Consider the following 13,440-nt stretch of genomic DNA (forward strand, 5'->3'; position numbering starts at 1 on the left):
CCTCACGCGCTCCGCTCCGCCGCCGCGAGCCGCGCCAGGAGCGCCTCTGCCTCGGCGCGGGGCCAGGCCGCGCGCGCGGCCGGCAGGCGGCCGCCGAAGAAGGCGAGGCGCGAGGCCTCGAAGAAGCGCGCGAGCTCCGCCCCCTGGCCGCGGAAGGCCCCGTGCCGCGCGAGGAAGGCGCCGAGATCGTCGGCCAGCACCCGCCTCCCGTCGGTCAGGTCGAGGCCCCGGTGCAGGGCCAGCAGCGCCGCCCGGTAGGCCTGATCGGGCTCGGCCCCCGCCTGCCGGCGGAGCCCGCGCAGCGCCGCCGCGAAGGGGCGGCCCCGCCGCTGCCGGAACGGCCCCCAGGCGCGGTCGTGCGCCAGCGCCAGCACCGCGAGGCCGGCGAGGGCGCCGAGGCCCGCCGCCGCCGCGACGTCCGGTGCCGGATCGATCCGCCCGCCGCGTCCGTCCGGGCGCAGGTACTCGGCCGGATCCTCGCGCCGCTGCGGCTGCACCTCGCGCAGGGGCGAGACGCCGAGGCTCCAGCCCGGCACCTGCACGGCGGCGGTGGTGAGGCCGGTCGCCGCCTCGCTCGCCAGCGTCAGGGGGAAGCCCGGCACCTCCAGGGTGCGGGCGTCGAGGGCGGCGTAGAAGCTCTGATAGGTCAGGCGCAGGCGCACCCGCCGGGCGCCGGCCACCGGGGCGTCGTCGACCGCGACGGCGCGCAGGTCGAGCCAGTAGGTCACCGGACCGGGCCGGGGCAGGGTCGCGCGCTGCAGCCGGAAGTCGGGATCGGCCAGGATCTCCACCTGTGCCTCGACTAGGTCGCCCAGGAAGATCCCGAAGGGCCGCGGGCTGCGCACCTCGACGGAGCGCACCTGCGCGGCGGCCGGGCCGGCCGTCAGGGCGAGGGGCGCGGCCAGGACGCCGGCGAGGAGACCGGCCAGCAGGAGGGCGGGACCGCGCGCGCCCATGCTCAGGTCGTCATCAGGTGGCGGGTGAGCGCCTGGGCGTCGAAGCGCCCGGCGAGCCGGAAGACCCGGCGCGCGAAGGGCGCGGCGGCGCGCTCCAGGGCGGCGACCCGGTCCCGCTCCCGGGCGATCCAGGCCCGGCGCAGGCTCGGGCGGAGCAGGACCACGCGGCGGCCGCCGCCCTCGAGGTCGTCGAGCTCGACGAGGCCGAAGGCCGGCAGCGCCTCCGCCTCGGCGGGGTCGGCGAGCAGGATCGGCACCGTGTCGTGCGGCGCCAGGGCGGCGAAGACCCGGGTGATCAGGGCCTCGGGCCAGCGGAAGTCGGAGGCGAGGAAGACGAGCTTCGGTCGCCCGGCGAGCCGCCGCGCGGCCTCGAGCATGCCGGCGCAGCCGCGTCCCGCGCGCGGCGCGCCCGCGACCCGCTCGGCCGCGGCGACGGCCGCGCCCCGGTGGCGGGTGGCGGGGAGGGTGAGGTCGTCGCGCAGGGTCTCGTCGCAGCCGATCAGGCCGAACCCGTCGCTGATCCGGGTCGCCGAGACGGCCAGGGCCCGGCAGAGATCGCCCGTGAGCCGAGCCCGGTCGGCCGTGCCGCGGAAGCCCATCGAGGCCGAGAGATCGACCAGGACCCAGGTCTCGACCGCGGTCCGCGCCTCGAAGCGGCGGACATGCACGCCCTCGAACGGGTCGCGCAGCGTCGCGCGCAGGTCGATGCGGCGGGCATCCGGCAGCTGCAGGAACGGCACCTGATCGCGGAACGGGCCGGCGCCGCCGGCGTCGCGCCCCCGGTGGAGGCCGGCCCGGCTGCCGCGCGGCCGCCAGCGCGGCAGGTAGACGATGTCGGCCGTGCGCGGGTCGCTCACGGCGCCGGCACCGTCTCGAACGCGGCCCGGCACAGGGCGGGCACGATCGCGCCGCGCTGCAGCTCGTGGACGGGCTCGAGGAAGACGCGGTGGGCCATCACCTCGGTGAAGACCGCCCGCACGTCCTCCGGCACCAGCCAGTCGCGGCCCTCCAGCCACGCCCGCACCCGGGCGGCGCGCACCAGGAAGGCGACGCCGCGCGGCGAGGCGCCGCCCTGCACGAGGGTGGCGGTGTCGAGGCCCGGGAGCCGGATCCCGGCCTCCGCGGGGCGGACCAGCGCGTCCCAGAGGGCCACCACGTAGGCCTCGATCGACGGCTCCGCGCGGACCGCGTGCTGGATCGCGGCCGCGATGCCGCCGATCCGGGCGTGGTCGAGCACGCCCTCCGCGACCGCGCCGACGAGGGCGTCCGTGTCGTGGAAGCGCGGGTCGAAGACCAGGCTCCGGCGCACCGCCGCGTCCCGGGGCGCCTCCAGCCCGATCTCCATCAGGAAGCGGTCGCGGGCCGCGGCCGGGAGCTCGAAGGTCTCCTCGCGCTCGACCCGGTTGCGGTCGGCGAAGACCTGCAGGTTCGGGAACGCGTAGGTGCGGCCGAAGGCCTGGACGCTGCGCTCGGCCATCAGCCGGAGCAGCAGGGCGTGGACCTGCGGCCGCGCCCGGTTGATCTCGTTGAAGAAGAACACCGAGAGATCCTCGGCCCGGGCCAGGACCGGGCCGGGATCGACCCGCGGCCGGCCGTCGGGGCCGAGATAGGTGTGGTAGATCAGGTCGGTCGGCATCATGTCGACCGTGCCCTCGACGCGCTCGTAGGCGCCGCCCAGCGCCCGGGCCACCGCCCGCAGCAGGGTGGTCTTGCCGACGCCGACATCGCCCTCGAGCATCACGTGGCCGCGGGCGAAGATCGCGATCGTCACGAGGCGGATCGCCCGCTCCTGCCCGACCACCGCCTTGGCGACCTCCGCCTCGAAGCGGGCCGCCGCCGCCCGCCAGTCGGTGAGCATCGTGTCTCCGGGACGGAGGGTGTTCATGAAACGGTGCCTGCGGTGTCGGGCGGGGCGCCGGAACGGCGGCGCCGGGTCTCGGTGCGGCGCGGCGCCGAACGTCGCTGCGGGCCGGCGCCGCGGCGCGGGCCGGCCCCAGGACGGTCGGACCGCTCGGTCGGGATCAGTTCGACGAGATCTTGGCGACGTCGTACTCGAACTTGCCGGTCTTCTTGGCGTTCTCGATCCGCTTCCTGTTGCGCTCCTCCATCTGCTTGATGGATTCGGCCTGCTTGCTGACCTCCTTCGGGTCGTGCTTGGGATCGTACTTGGTCCCGGCGACCTTCTCGGGGAAGCCGGGCTTCGGCTGCCAGCAATTGCCCGGCGCCTTGCAGGTCTGCCCGTCGTAGGCCAGCGCCGGCACCGCGAAGGCCGCCCCCGCGATCAGCATCGCCACCGTGATCACTGTGCGCATCGTTGATTCCTCCGTCTCTTCCTTGGCCGGTCGGGCCGTTGGTTCGCCCCGTCTCCCGCGGGGCGCGACTTGCCGAGAACGGCTAGTCCAGCGGCTTGCACTGGCCGGGCACGTCCTTGGCAAAGGTCTCGCCCTCCTTGAAGGGCTTGTAAGTCTTCTTCTGCTCGTCGGTGAGCCACTCGGCATCCTTCACCGGACCCGTGTAGAGATGGCGGATCCAGGCGATGACCTGCAGCATCTCGTCGGGATTGAGATCCTCGTTGTGCGGTCCCATCATGCCGTTGGCGCCGCCCCACAGGGTCGAGAACAGGCCGACATCGGTCGTGTTCGCCGGGTAGGTCCAGTAATCGTCGTTGAGGCCGGGCCCGACCTTGCCCTCGCCGAGATGGCCGTGGCAGCCGGAGCACGAGGTCAGGAACAGGCTCTCGCCGTTGCGCAGGCAGGACTTGTCGTCGATGTAGAGATTCTTGCCGGTCTGGAAGAAGGTCTTGACCGCCTGCGAGTCCCGCCCGCCCGGCTTGCCCTCGGCCGTGTCCATCGCCTCGCCGGTGATGGTGTTGCGGAAGACGATGCCGGTCTGCGGGCCGGACTGGGGCTGGGCGCGGGCCGCGACGGGCATCGCCACGGCGAGGGTGAGAAGGGCGACGCGGGCCGAACGTACGATGAGCATCTGTTGAGCGGATCCTGATGTCCTGATCGATGGCCCGGGCGCGCCGGGCCGGTCTCGGTGGGGCGGCCTCAGTTCGAGGCGACGACCGGCACCCCGTCCTGCTTGAGGATCGCCGCGATCGCCGGTCGGGCCTTCTCGATCCCGGCGTCGAGGGCCTTGCGCAGGGCCTCGTCGTCCTTGCGCACCCCCATCGACTGGTCGAAGACCTGCGGGACCTTGCGGCCGTCGCTGCCGACCGTGTCGGCCGGGACCAGCGTCATGCGCAGGGGCGTCGGGGAATCCTTGACGTAGCGGGCCACGTCCGGGCCGAAGGCGACGCCGACATCGGCCTTGTCGTTGGCGACCTCGCTGACGATGCGGGCCGGGTCGATCTGGGTGTACTGGTTGCGCGGCGAGCGGAAGTTCACCAGCGAGTAGAGGTAGGCCATGTCCTCCTCGTAGCGGCCGATATCCTTGAGCATCGCCTCGCCGGGCGAGCCGAACGGCACCACCATGTGGTCGAGGGTCTTGAGCCGCGGGTCGGACCAGGACTTCACGTCGAGATCCTTGTCGGCGCGCGTGATGAAGACGTAACCGCTCCGGTAGTACGGCCGGGTGGTCAGCACCCGCGGGTCGTCGCTGTCGAGGCCGACGACCACGTCGCAGGTCCGCTTCTCCAGGCCGTCGCGGACGAGGTAGATCGCGGGCTTCTCGAGCCAGACGAAGACGGGCTTCTTCCCCATCGCCTCGGCGACGGCGATTGCGACGCGGTTCTCGAGCCCGGAGCCGTCCCTCATCGAGAGCGGCGGCTGCTTCTCGGAGGCGCAGATCCGCAGGGTCGCGGGGTCGGCCGGCGGGGCGGCCGGGGCCTTGCCGGGCTCCGACTGGATGGCCTGGGCCTCGGATTCCTGGGCCGCCACCGGCCCGGCGGCCAGGGAAGCGAGCGTCAGGACGGCGGCGAAACGGGCCGCCAGGATGCGGGCGCGCGGGCGCGGCATGGACGTTGATCCCTGTTGTCGAAGCGTTTCTTGATGGCGTGTCCGGATGGCGTGTCCGGAGGGACAGGCGGGGCGCCGGAGGGCCCCGCCCGTCGGGATCCGATCCCGGAACCCCGCCGGCCGAGGGGCCGACGGGATGCAGGCGGCGGTTACTGGGGGCCGTTACCTGGCGCCCGTTACTTGGCGCCCGTTACTTGGCGACCGTTACTTGGCGGCGTGCTGCGCGTACTCGCCGACGTTCGGGTCGTCGTACGGGCCCTTGCCGTCCAGCGAGAACACCATCACGCCGCCGCCCATCTGGGTGTAGTTGGCGAGCTTCTTGAAGGCGCCCACCGCGCCGAGACCGGCGGTCGGGTCGGCGAGGTCGAACACCAGGCCCACGCCCGGCCAGCCGCCGACGCCGTAGTAGATGGCGACGTACTGCGTGCCCTTGTGGGTGTAGGTGATCGGGTAGCCGATGGCGCCCGACGGCAGCTTGAACTTCCAGAGGAGGTCGCCGTTGTCGGAGTCGCGCGCCTTGATGAAGCCGTCCAGCGTCCCGTAGAGGACGAGGTCGCCCGCGGTGGCGGTGGTGCCGCCCCAGACCGCGAAGCGCTCCATCTTCTCCCAGTTGAACTTGCCGGTGATGGCGTTGTAGCTCTTGATCTGGCCGAGTCCCTCGTAGTTCTGCCGGTCACCCTTCGGGCCCGGATACATGTTCAGCGTCGCACCGACGAAGAACTGACCCGCCCGGTAGGGCAGCATGAAGGGCTCCCAATCCATGCAGATGTGGTTGATGCCCATGTAGAAGGCTTGCCGCTTCGGATCGTAGGAATCGTGACCCTGGTTGTGGTAGCCCATCGCCGAGGGGCAGATGTCCTTGGCGAGGTGGTCCATCCGGGTGCCGTATTCCGGATCGCGCACCGGCGTGCCGGTCTTCAGGTCCACCGACTTGAACACGTTGACGGTGTCGTCGATCTTGTTGGCCGAGACCAGCGTGCCGTCCGTCCGGTCGAGGGTGTAGACGATGCCGTTGCGGTCCGGGTGGGTGAGGAGCTTCCTCATCTTCCCGTCCTTGTCCTTCTGGTCGGACAGCATCATCACGTTGACGCCGGCATAGTCCCACTCGTCGTGCGGGGTCTTCTGGTAGCCGAACTTCGCCTCGCCGGTGTCGGCGTCGCGGCCGAAGATCGTCATCGTCCACTTGTTGTCGCCGGGACGCATGGTCTCGTTCCACGGCGCCGGGTTGCCGGTGCCGAAGTAGATCAGGTTGGTGCCCGGATCGTAGGCGTACCAGCCCCAGTTGGTGCCGCCGCCGATCTTCCAGGCGTCGCCCTCCCAGGTCGAGGTGCCGAGGCCCTTCTGGCCGTAATGGGCGTTGTGGATGTTGAAGTCCTTGGCGAGCAGCAGGTCCTCGTCCGGGCCGGTGGCGTAGGCGCGCCAGACCTGCGCGCCGGTCTTGACGTCGTAGGCGGTCAGGTAGCCGCGCACGCCGAGCTCGGCGCCCGAGGAGCCGATGATCACCTTGTCCTTCACCACGTAGGGGGCGATCGTGAGGGTCGAGCCGACCTTGATGTCCGAATTCTCGACCTTCCACACCGTCTCGCCGGTCTGGGCGTAGAGGGCGGCGACGTTGCCGTCGAGCTGGGTCTTGAGGATCAGCGCCGGGGTCTTGCCGTCGCCGGGCCAGTAGGCGAGGCCGCGGTTGACGAGATCGCAGCAGGCCACCGAGCGCGCGGCCGGGTTCTGCTTGGGCTTGTCCTGCCAGAGGATCTTGCCCGGATCGTCGAGGCCGAGGGCGAAGGTGTTGTTGGGGAACGAGGTGTGGATGTACATGACGCCGTCGACGACGAGCGGCGCACCCTCGTGGCCGTTGAGCAGGCCGGTGGAGAACGTCCAGGCCGGCTTGAGCTGCTTGACGTTGCTCTTGTTGATCTGCGTCAGGTCGCTGTAATTGTTCGAGTCGTAGTTCTTACCGGGCATCACCCAGTTCTCGTCGCTCTTCGATTTCTCGATGAGCTTGTCGTTGGCCTGCGCCACGCCCGCCATGGCGACCGGCGCGAGCGCCATGATCGCCAATGCCGAGACGGAATTCCGGAGCCTGATCATCCTGCGTCTCCTCGCCGGACTGCCACGCCGTTTGGCCTCGCAGTCATCGTGGTGTTCATTCGGTGGCGACACGACTTTCACCGACAAATCCGCCTCCGGCGTCGCGATATCCCGGTTATTTCCAGTATTCGCTGAGCTTATGAAAGACTTATTATCGTTGTGCGCCACTTGATTATTCGCACGGCTTGTAATGCGTGTCTTTGCAAAACGAAACATTTCTTTTCGGGATGATCCGGCAACAGAACACCGGAGATCTGGTAAGATCACGCGGGCCTTGACCGAGAGCCGACCTCCATCCCAGACAGGCGGGAACGATGTGCGGGCGCGCGGGCTCGGAGCCGTCCGCCGACCCGTTCCGGGAGGACGCCATGGGTCATGTCACGGGCCGCGCGGCCCGCTCTCTGGCGCTGGCTGCCGGCCTGATGTCCTGGCCGGAATCCTGGCCGGAATCCTGGCCGGCGCCTCCAGCCGCGGCGGCCGGGACCGGCGGGGAACGCCGTCTCGCGGCGCTCTATCAGCAGGACGGGCGGCGCGAACTGACGGGGGCCGACCTGGACCGCTTTCCCGGCGCGGGCGTGCTGTGGTGCCGGCGCCCGGACGGGATTCCCCAGAAGGCCGCCGCCGCGTGGCTGGTCGGGAGCCGGTCCCTCGTGCTGATGAACGCGCACAATTTCCGCAATCGGCAGCTGGAGGTCACCCGAACCGTCGCCGATTGCTACTTCCAGATCGCCGGCCGGAACTACGCCTTCGTGCCCGACATCCTGGAACTCGGCGTCGAGCCCGAGGCACGGCGCCTGCACATCACCGACGACTGGGCGCTGCTCCGCCTCGCCGAGCCGGCCGAGGCGCGGCCGCAGCCGATCCCGGACCCGCCCACCCTTCCGACCGGCGACCTGACGCTGCCGGTGACGATGGTCTCGCCGGCCGGGCACGAGAACTACCGGGGGCAGAGCAGCCGGGAATCCTGCGCCGTCCGGCGGATCGATCCGCCGAGCGAGGGCGCGATCCGCCGCGCCCGCCACGATTGCAACGACGGCTACGGCGGATCGGGCTCGGGCCTGTTCGACGCGGAGGGCCATCTCATCGCGATGCAGAGCGCGTCGCTCTCGATGAACCAGCGCCACGCCTTCGACATCGAGTTCCACTACGGCTCGGCGCTGCTGATCGAGGGCCGGCTCCACGAGGCCCTCACGGCGCAGGCCCGCGAGACCCGGGACCGCTAGCGCGGGCCGCCGGGCGTCCGCCGCGCCTCGGCGGGGATCCCGGTAAGCCCCCGGTAAGCAAGGCGGCGATTTCCGGCCGGGCGCCCGGGGAAGTTCTCGACGGCGATGCGGCCGCACGCCAAAACTTAACGTTGAACCTCGAATCTGGTCCCGCCAGGGAGCCGGTATGCCCGCTGTCGGAACGTTCAGGGTCTGCGCGCCGGGACGGCCGCCGTTCGCGGAGGCCGTGGTGGAGGGCGTGGCCGAGGCGGTCGCGCTGCCATCCGTGCTCGTCACGATGCTGGGCAGCCTGATCGAGGCCTGGCCCCGGCAGATCTACACACAACCCCTGGTGACCACCCGCTTCCTCGGGCAGCGGACCACCTACGTCTGCGATCCCGGCCACATCCGCGGCCTGATGGTCGATCAGGCCGAGGCGCTGGAGCGGGAGCCGTTCATGCTGCGGGCGCTGGCCCCGGCCCTCGGCGCGGGGGTCCTCACCGCGGACGGAGCCCAGTGGCGGCGGCAGCGCAGGACCGCGAGCCCGATGTTCCGCCCGGACCGGGTCCGGAGCTTCGTGCCGGCCATGGCCCGGGCCGCCGCGGCGACGCGGGCGCGCTGGCGCGACGCCGATCCGGCCGGGACCGAGCGGGACATCCTGCGCGAGATGATGCGCACCGCCTTCGACGTCATCGTCGCCACGATGGTGTCGGGCGATCCGCATCTGGAGGTCGAGCCCTTCGGGGCCGCGATGGACGCCTATCTCGGCCAGACCAGCTGGAAGATCGCCCTGGAGATGCTCCGGGCCCCGGCCTGGGTCCCGCATCCGGGAGCCCGGGCCGGGGCGGAGGCGGTGCGCTACCTGCGCGGCGAGGTCGCCCGCACCATCGCGCGCCGCCGGGCGCGCGGCGAGCCCGGCTCCGACCTCCTCGGCCTCCTGCTGCAGGCGCGGGATCCGGAGACCGGCGCGCCGCTCCCCGAGGCGAGCCTCGTCGACAACCTGCTGACCTTCGTGTCCGCCGGCCACGAGACCACGGCCCTCGCGCTGGCCTGGACCTTCCGGGTCCTGGCCGAGCACCCGGAGGTGGAGCGGCGCGTCGTCGCCGAGATGGCGCGCCTCGGCGCCGATCCGGCCGCCGATCCCGAGGCCGCGGACCGGCTCCCCTACACCCGCCAGGTGCTCCTCGAGGTGATGCGCCTCTATCCGCCGGCACCGCTGATCGTGCGGCGGACGCGGGCCCCGGTCCGGCTCGGGGACACGGTCGTGCCGGCCGGGCAGTCGGTCCACGTGCCGGTCTACGCCCTGCACCGGCACGCGCTGCTCTGGGACCGGCCGGAGGCGTTCGACCCGGGCCGCTTCGCGCCGGAGCGGGCCGCCGCGCGCGACCGCTACGCCTACCTGCCGTTCGGCGCCGGCCCCCGGGTCTGCATCGGCATGAGCCTCGCCCTGACCGAGTGCCTCGTCGTCCTGGCGACGCTGCTGCCCGCCTTCCGCCTGCGGCCGGTGACGGCGGAGATGCCGGCCGCGCAGTTCCGCGTGACGCTGCGGCCCAAGGGGGGCCTGACGATGAGGGTCGCGCCCCGCCCCGGGGCCGGCCATGTCGGCTGAGATGTCGCCTGAGATGTCGCCTGAGCGATCCGCGGGCGCGTCCGGCCCGCCCGGCGCGACCGCGCCGGCCGCGCGGCGGGGGACCTGGCCGGGCCGACGGGTCGGGTCGCTGCTCGGCCGCCTCTTCGGTCCCGACGCCGACGACGCGCTGCCGAACCGCTACCGCCTGCAGGTGCGCGCGGGGCTCCTCGACGAGACGCTGAAGCTCGCCACCTATTCGGCGGTGACGCACCTGATCATCGCGCTGGCCGTCGCGTACTTCTTCTGGAGTTCGGCCTCGCACACCTACCTCCTCGGCCTGCTCGCCGTGGTCGCGGTGCTGATCACGGCGGCGACCTACGCGACCTGGCTCTACTGGCGCACCCACGGCGACACCGCCTCGGCGCGCACCGTCCGATGGGGCTGCCGGATCGCCGCCGGCCTCGCCTTCGCCCTGGGCCTCACCTGGGCGACCCTGCCGGTCGTGCTGTTCGCGCCCTCCGGCGGCGACGCGCGCCTGCTCGTCGTCGCCATCGTGGCCGGCCTGATCTCGGACGCCTACGTGGTCGGCCCGCTCCTGTCGGTCTCGTACCTGTTCGCGGTCCCGGTCATCGTCGGCAGCTTCGCCGGGCTGGCCCGGTCCGGGGAGCCGGTCGCGCTCAGCATCGGCTTCCTGCTCGCCGTCTACGCGATCTTCGTGGTGACGAGCGTGAGCCGCATGAGCCGCCTGTCGCGCCAGCGCATCCTCGACCGCGTGCGGGTCGAGGACCAGAGCGAGACGATCGGGCTGCTGCTCAACGCCTTCGAGGCGAATGCCAGCGACTGGCTCTGGGAGACGGACGAGACCGGGCGGTTCCAGCACGTCTCCACCCGGATGGCGGACGTGCTGGCCTGCCCGGTGCGGACGCTCCAGCACGCTTCGTTCCCGGCGCTGCTCGCCGGCCGGGCCGAGGCGCCCCCCGAGGCCGATCAGAGCGCCGACCTCCTGGACCGTCTCCGGCGGGGCAGTGCCTTCCACCAGCACCTGATCGCCGTCGACACGCCGGCCGGCCGGCGCTGGCTTCGGCTGAGCGGCAAGCCGTTCCTCGACCAGAAGGGGCGCTTCGCGGGCTTCCGGGGGGTCGGCTCCGACGTGACGGAGGCCCGCCGGGCGGAGGCGCACATCGCCTATCTGGCCACCCGGGACCCGATGACCGGCCTGTCGAACCGGGTCATGTTCCACGACGTCGCGTCCGAGGCCTGCGCGGCCGCCGCGCAGATTTTGCCCCCGGCCTCTCTGCGGGACGCGCCCCGGGCCGCGGACGCGACGGTCAGCCTGCTCTACCTCGACCTCGACGGCTTCAAGACCGTCAACGACAGCATCGGCCACGCGGCGGGCGACGCCCTGCTGGGGCAGGTCGCCGATCGCCTGCGCGCCCTGCTCCCGGCCGACGCGCAGGCGTTCCGCCTCGGGGGCGACGAGTTCGCGATCCTGCAGCGCGGCCGGGACGGCGCGGCCGCGCAGGCCCTGGCCGAGGCCGCGATCGGGGCCCTGCGCGAGCCCTACCTCATCGACGGCGTCCGGGCGGAGATCGGCGTCAGCGTCGGGATCGCCTGCGCCCCCGCGGACGCGACCGAGCCCGAGGACCTGCTCCGGAAGGCGGACCTCGCGCTCTACAGCGCCAAGCAGGGCGGCAAGGGGCGCTGGCGGGGTTTCGACCGCGACCTGGAGGTGCGCGTCCAGCGCCGCCACGACCTCGACGAGGCGATGCGGCAGGCCCTCGCCGACGGCGAGATGGCGCTGCACTACCAGCCGCTGGTCAGCCTGCAGGACGGCCAGGTGGTGGGCTGCGAGGCGCTGCTGCGCTGGACCCGGCCGGGCCTCGGGCCGGTCTCGCCCGCCGAGCTGATCCCGATCGCCGAGGGAACGGGCTTCATCCTCGCGATCGGGCGCTGGGCCCTGCGGCGGGCCTGCGCGGAGGCGCTGACCTGGCCGGCGCGCCTGCGCGTCGCCGTCAACATCTCGTCGGTCCATTTCCGCAGGCCCGACTTCTTCGCCGACGTCGCGACGGTGCTGACCGAGACCGGCCTCGCGGCGGACCGCCTCGAGATCGAGATCACCGAGTCGATCTTCCTGGCCAACACGCCGCACGTGCTGGACAATCTCCGCGCCCTGCGGGCGCTCGGGGTGCGGATCGCCCTCGACGATTTCGGGACGGGCTACTCCTCGCTGAGCTACCTGACGCAGTTCCCGGTCGACAAGATCAAGATCGACCGCGCCTTCGTGCGCGACCTGAGCGGCCGCCCCGAGTGCCTGACGGTGATCGAGGCGATCATGGTCATCGCCCGCGACCTGCGCATCGACGTCACGGTGGAGGGTGTCGAGACCGAGCAGCAGGCCGAACTCCTCCGGCTGCGGCGCTGCAACAGCGCGCAGGGCTTCCTGTACAGCCCCGCCCGCCCGCCCGAGGAGATCCCCGGCCTGATCGAGCGCCTGCCCCGGACGGCGCTCCCGGCGGAGCGGGCCGTCCGCGCGGTCGCCTGAGGGCGAACGGCCCCGGATCCGGGTTGCCACGCGGGTGGCAACGGCTCTAGCGGGGGGACGACCACGCGGAACCGGGACACAGGCGCGCCATGCCCAAGGTCGTCATCAGCGAGTTCATGGACGAGGCCGCGATCGCGGGCGAGCTCGCCGGCCTCGACGTGCAGTACGATCCGGGCCTCGTGGACCGGCCTGACGCGCTCCTCGCCGCCGTCGCCCGGGCCGACGCCCTGATCGTGCGCAACCGGACGCAGGTCCGCGGCGCCCTGCTCGATGCCGCCCGCGACCTCAGGGTCGTCGGCCGCCTCGGCGTCGGCCTCGACAACATCGACGTCCCGGCCTGCCGGGCGCGCGGCATCGCCGTCTGCCCGGCCACGGGCGCCAACGACGGCGCGGTCGCCGAGTACGTCGTGGCCACCGCGCTGCTGCTCCTGCGCGGCGCCTACGCGGCGAGCGCCGACGTCGCCGCCGGCACGTGGCCGCGCAACGCGCTGATGGGCCGCGAGATCGCCGGCAAGCGCCTCGGCCTCGTGGGCTTCGGGTCGATCGCCCGGGAGACCGCCCGGCGGGCGGCGGCGCTCGGCATGGCGGTCGCCGCCCACGACCCCTTCGTCGCCGCGGACGACCCGGCCTGGAACCCGGCCTCCGGGCCGGTCGAGCGGACGGCGCTCGACGCGCTGATCGCCGAGAGCGACGTGCTCTCGCTGCACGTGCCGCTCACCGATCAGACCCGCGGCCTGATCGACGCGGCCGCGCTGGCGCGGATGCCCCGCGGGGCGATCCTGATCAACGCGGCCCGGGGCGGGGTCGTGGACGAGGCGGCGGTGGCCGCGTCGCTGCGGTCCGACCATCTCGGCGGCGCGGCGCTGGACGTGTTCGACCGCGAGCCCCTCGACGCGGCGGCCGGCGCCGTCTTCGCGGGGGTGCCGAACCTGATCCTGACGCCGCACATCGCCGGCGTGACGCGGGAATCGAACGCGCGCGTCTCCGCCGTCACCGCGGCGGCCGTGCGCCGGCATCTCACGCAGGGCTGAACGCGGGGGCTCTGGGCGTTTCGGCCGGAGCGGGCTATCCAACGGAGAGCCGGGCCTCGCGGGGACCGGGACGTCCGGTGCGGGCCGGGAGG

At 72.6% G+C, this 13,440-nt stretch carries 11 protein-coding genes; 4 read left to right on the top strand and 7 right to left on the bottom strand.

Annotated elements, in window-relative coordinates:
- Window positions 1-2 precede the first annotated feature (2 nt).
- From LOK46_RS22665 to LOK46_RS22695, 7 genes are all read right to left on the bottom strand, one after another.
- A complete protein-coding gene (locus tag LOK46_RS22665; RefSeq protein ID WP_273560645.1) occupies window positions 3-956 on the bottom strand; it encodes a nonribosomal peptide synthetase MxaA in 954 nt (317 codons plus the stop codon).
- Window positions 957-958: 2 nt separating this feature from the next.
- A complete protein-coding gene (locus LOK46_RS22670) occupies window positions 959-1,813 on the bottom strand; it encodes a DUF58 domain-containing protein (protein WP_273560646.1) in 855 nt (284 codons plus the stop codon).
- Window positions 1,810-2,841, bottom strand: coding sequence for an AAA family ATPase (locus LOK46_RS22675; RefSeq protein ID WP_273560647.1), 1,032 nt, complete (start codon window positions 2,839-2,841; stop codon window positions 1,810-1,812). The genes LOK46_RS22670 and LOK46_RS22675 overlap by 4 nt, the downstream gene beginning before the upstream one ends.
- Window positions 2,842-2,977: 136 nt before the next feature.
- Window positions 2,978-3,268, bottom strand: a complete 291-nt coding sequence (locus LOK46_RS22680; RefSeq protein WP_273560648.1) for a methanol dehydrogenase [cytochrome c] subunit — start codon at window positions 3,266-3,268, stop codon at window positions 2,978-2,980.
- A gap of 82 nt (window positions 3,269-3,350) precedes the next feature.
- Window positions 3,351-3,938 (bottom strand): cytochrome c(L), periplasmic, encoded by a 588-nt coding sequence (gene moxG / locus LOK46_RS22685; protein ID WP_273560649.1) that lies wholly within the window; start codon window positions 3,936-3,938, stop codon window positions 3,351-3,353.
- 68 nt (window positions 3,939-4,006) lie between these two features.
- The gene (gene moxJ, locus LOK46_RS22690) at window positions 4,007-4,915 is read right to left on the bottom strand and encodes a methanol oxidation system protein MoxJ (RefSeq protein WP_273560650.1); all 909 of its coding nucleotides are present in this window, start codon (window positions 4,913-4,915) and stop codon (window positions 4,007-4,009) included.
- A gap of 204 nt (window positions 4,916-5,119) precedes the next feature.
- Window positions 5,120-7,003 (bottom strand): methanol/ethanol family PQQ-dependent dehydrogenase, encoded by a 1,884-nt coding sequence (locus tag LOK46_RS22695; RefSeq protein ID WP_273560651.1) that lies wholly within the window; start codon window positions 7,001-7,003, stop codon window positions 5,120-5,122.
- 422 nt (window positions 7,004-7,425) lie between these two features.
- On the opposite strand from LOK46_RS22695, the gene LOK46_RS22700 reads away from it, so the two are divergent.
- The 4 genes from LOK46_RS22700 to LOK46_RS22715 all read left to right on the top strand — a co-directional run bounded on the left by LOK46_RS22700 (window position 7,426) and on the right by LOK46_RS22715 (window position 13,348).
- Window positions 7,426-8,226, top strand: a complete 801-nt coding sequence (locus LOK46_RS22700) for a S1 family peptidase (protein WP_443192907.1) — start codon at window positions 7,426-7,428, stop codon at window positions 8,224-8,226.
- A 166-nt stretch (window positions 8,227-8,392) separates the two neighbouring features.
- A complete protein-coding gene (locus LOK46_RS22705; RefSeq protein WP_273560653.1) occupies window positions 8,393-9,814 on the top strand; it encodes a cytochrome P450 in 1,422 nt (473 codons plus the stop codon).
- A 13-nt stretch (window positions 9,815-9,827) separates the two neighbouring features.
- Window positions 9,828-12,317 (top strand): putative bifunctional diguanylate cyclase/phosphodiesterase, encoded by a 2,490-nt coding sequence (locus tag LOK46_RS22710; protein WP_273560654.1) that lies wholly within the window; start codon window positions 9,828-9,830, stop codon window positions 12,315-12,317.
- An 89-nt stretch (window positions 12,318-12,406) separates the two neighbouring features.
- On the top strand, window positions 12,407-13,348 hold the full coding sequence (locus tag LOK46_RS22715; protein WP_273560655.1) for an NAD(P)-dependent oxidoreductase: 942 nt from the start codon (window positions 12,407-12,409) through the stop codon (window positions 13,346-13,348).
- Window positions 13,349-13,440 lie beyond the last annotated feature (92 nt).

The sequence above is a fragment of the Methylobacterium sp. NMS14P genome, from assembly GCF_028583545.1.
Classification (GTDB): Bacteria; Pseudomonadota; Alphaproteobacteria; order Rhizobiales; family Beijerinckiaceae; genus Methylobacterium.

What these genes read in the sequence shown, in the direction of transcription:
- LOK46_RS22695 (WP_273560651.1), bottom strand. Translation starts at nt 7,003, where the DNA reads ATGATCAGGCTCCGGAATTCCGTCTCGGCATTGGCGATCATGGCGCTC.
- LOK46_RS22710 (WP_273560654.1), top strand. Translation starts at nt 9,828, where the DNA reads ATGTCGCCTGAGCGATCCGCGGGCGCGTCCGGCCCGCCCGGCGCGACC.
- LOK46_RS22675 (WP_273560647.1), bottom strand. Translation starts at nt 2,841, where the DNA reads ATGAACACCCTCCGTCCCGGAGACACGATGCTCACCGACTGGCGGGCG.
- moxG (WP_273560649.1), bottom strand. Translation starts at nt 3,938, where the DNA reads ATGCTCATCGTACGTTCGGCCCGCGTCGCCCTTCTCACCCTCGCCGTG.
- LOK46_RS22715 (WP_273560655.1), top strand. Translation starts at nt 12,407, where the DNA reads ATGCCCAAGGTCGTCATCAGCGAGTTCATGGACGAGGCCGCGATCGCG.
- LOK46_RS22705 (WP_273560653.1), top strand. Translation starts at nt 8,393, where the DNA reads ATGCCCGCTGTCGGAACGTTCAGGGTCTGCGCGCCGGGACGGCCGCCG.
- LOK46_RS22680 (WP_273560648.1), bottom strand. Translation starts at nt 3,268, where the DNA reads ATGCGCACAGTGATCACGGTGGCGATGCTGATCGCGGGGGCGGCCTTC.
- LOK46_RS22700 (WP_443192907.1), top strand. Translation starts at nt 7,426, where the DNA reads ATGTCCTGGCCGGAATCCTGGCCGGAATCCTGGCCGGCGCCTCCAGCC.
- moxJ (WP_273560650.1), bottom strand. Translation starts at nt 4,915, where the DNA reads ATGCCGCGCCCGCGCGCCCGCATCCTGGCGGCCCGTTTCGCCGCCGTC.
- LOK46_RS22665 (WP_273560645.1), bottom strand. Translation starts at nt 956, where the DNA reads ATGGGCGCGCGCGGTCCCGCCCTCCTGCTGGCCGGTCTCCTCGCCGGC.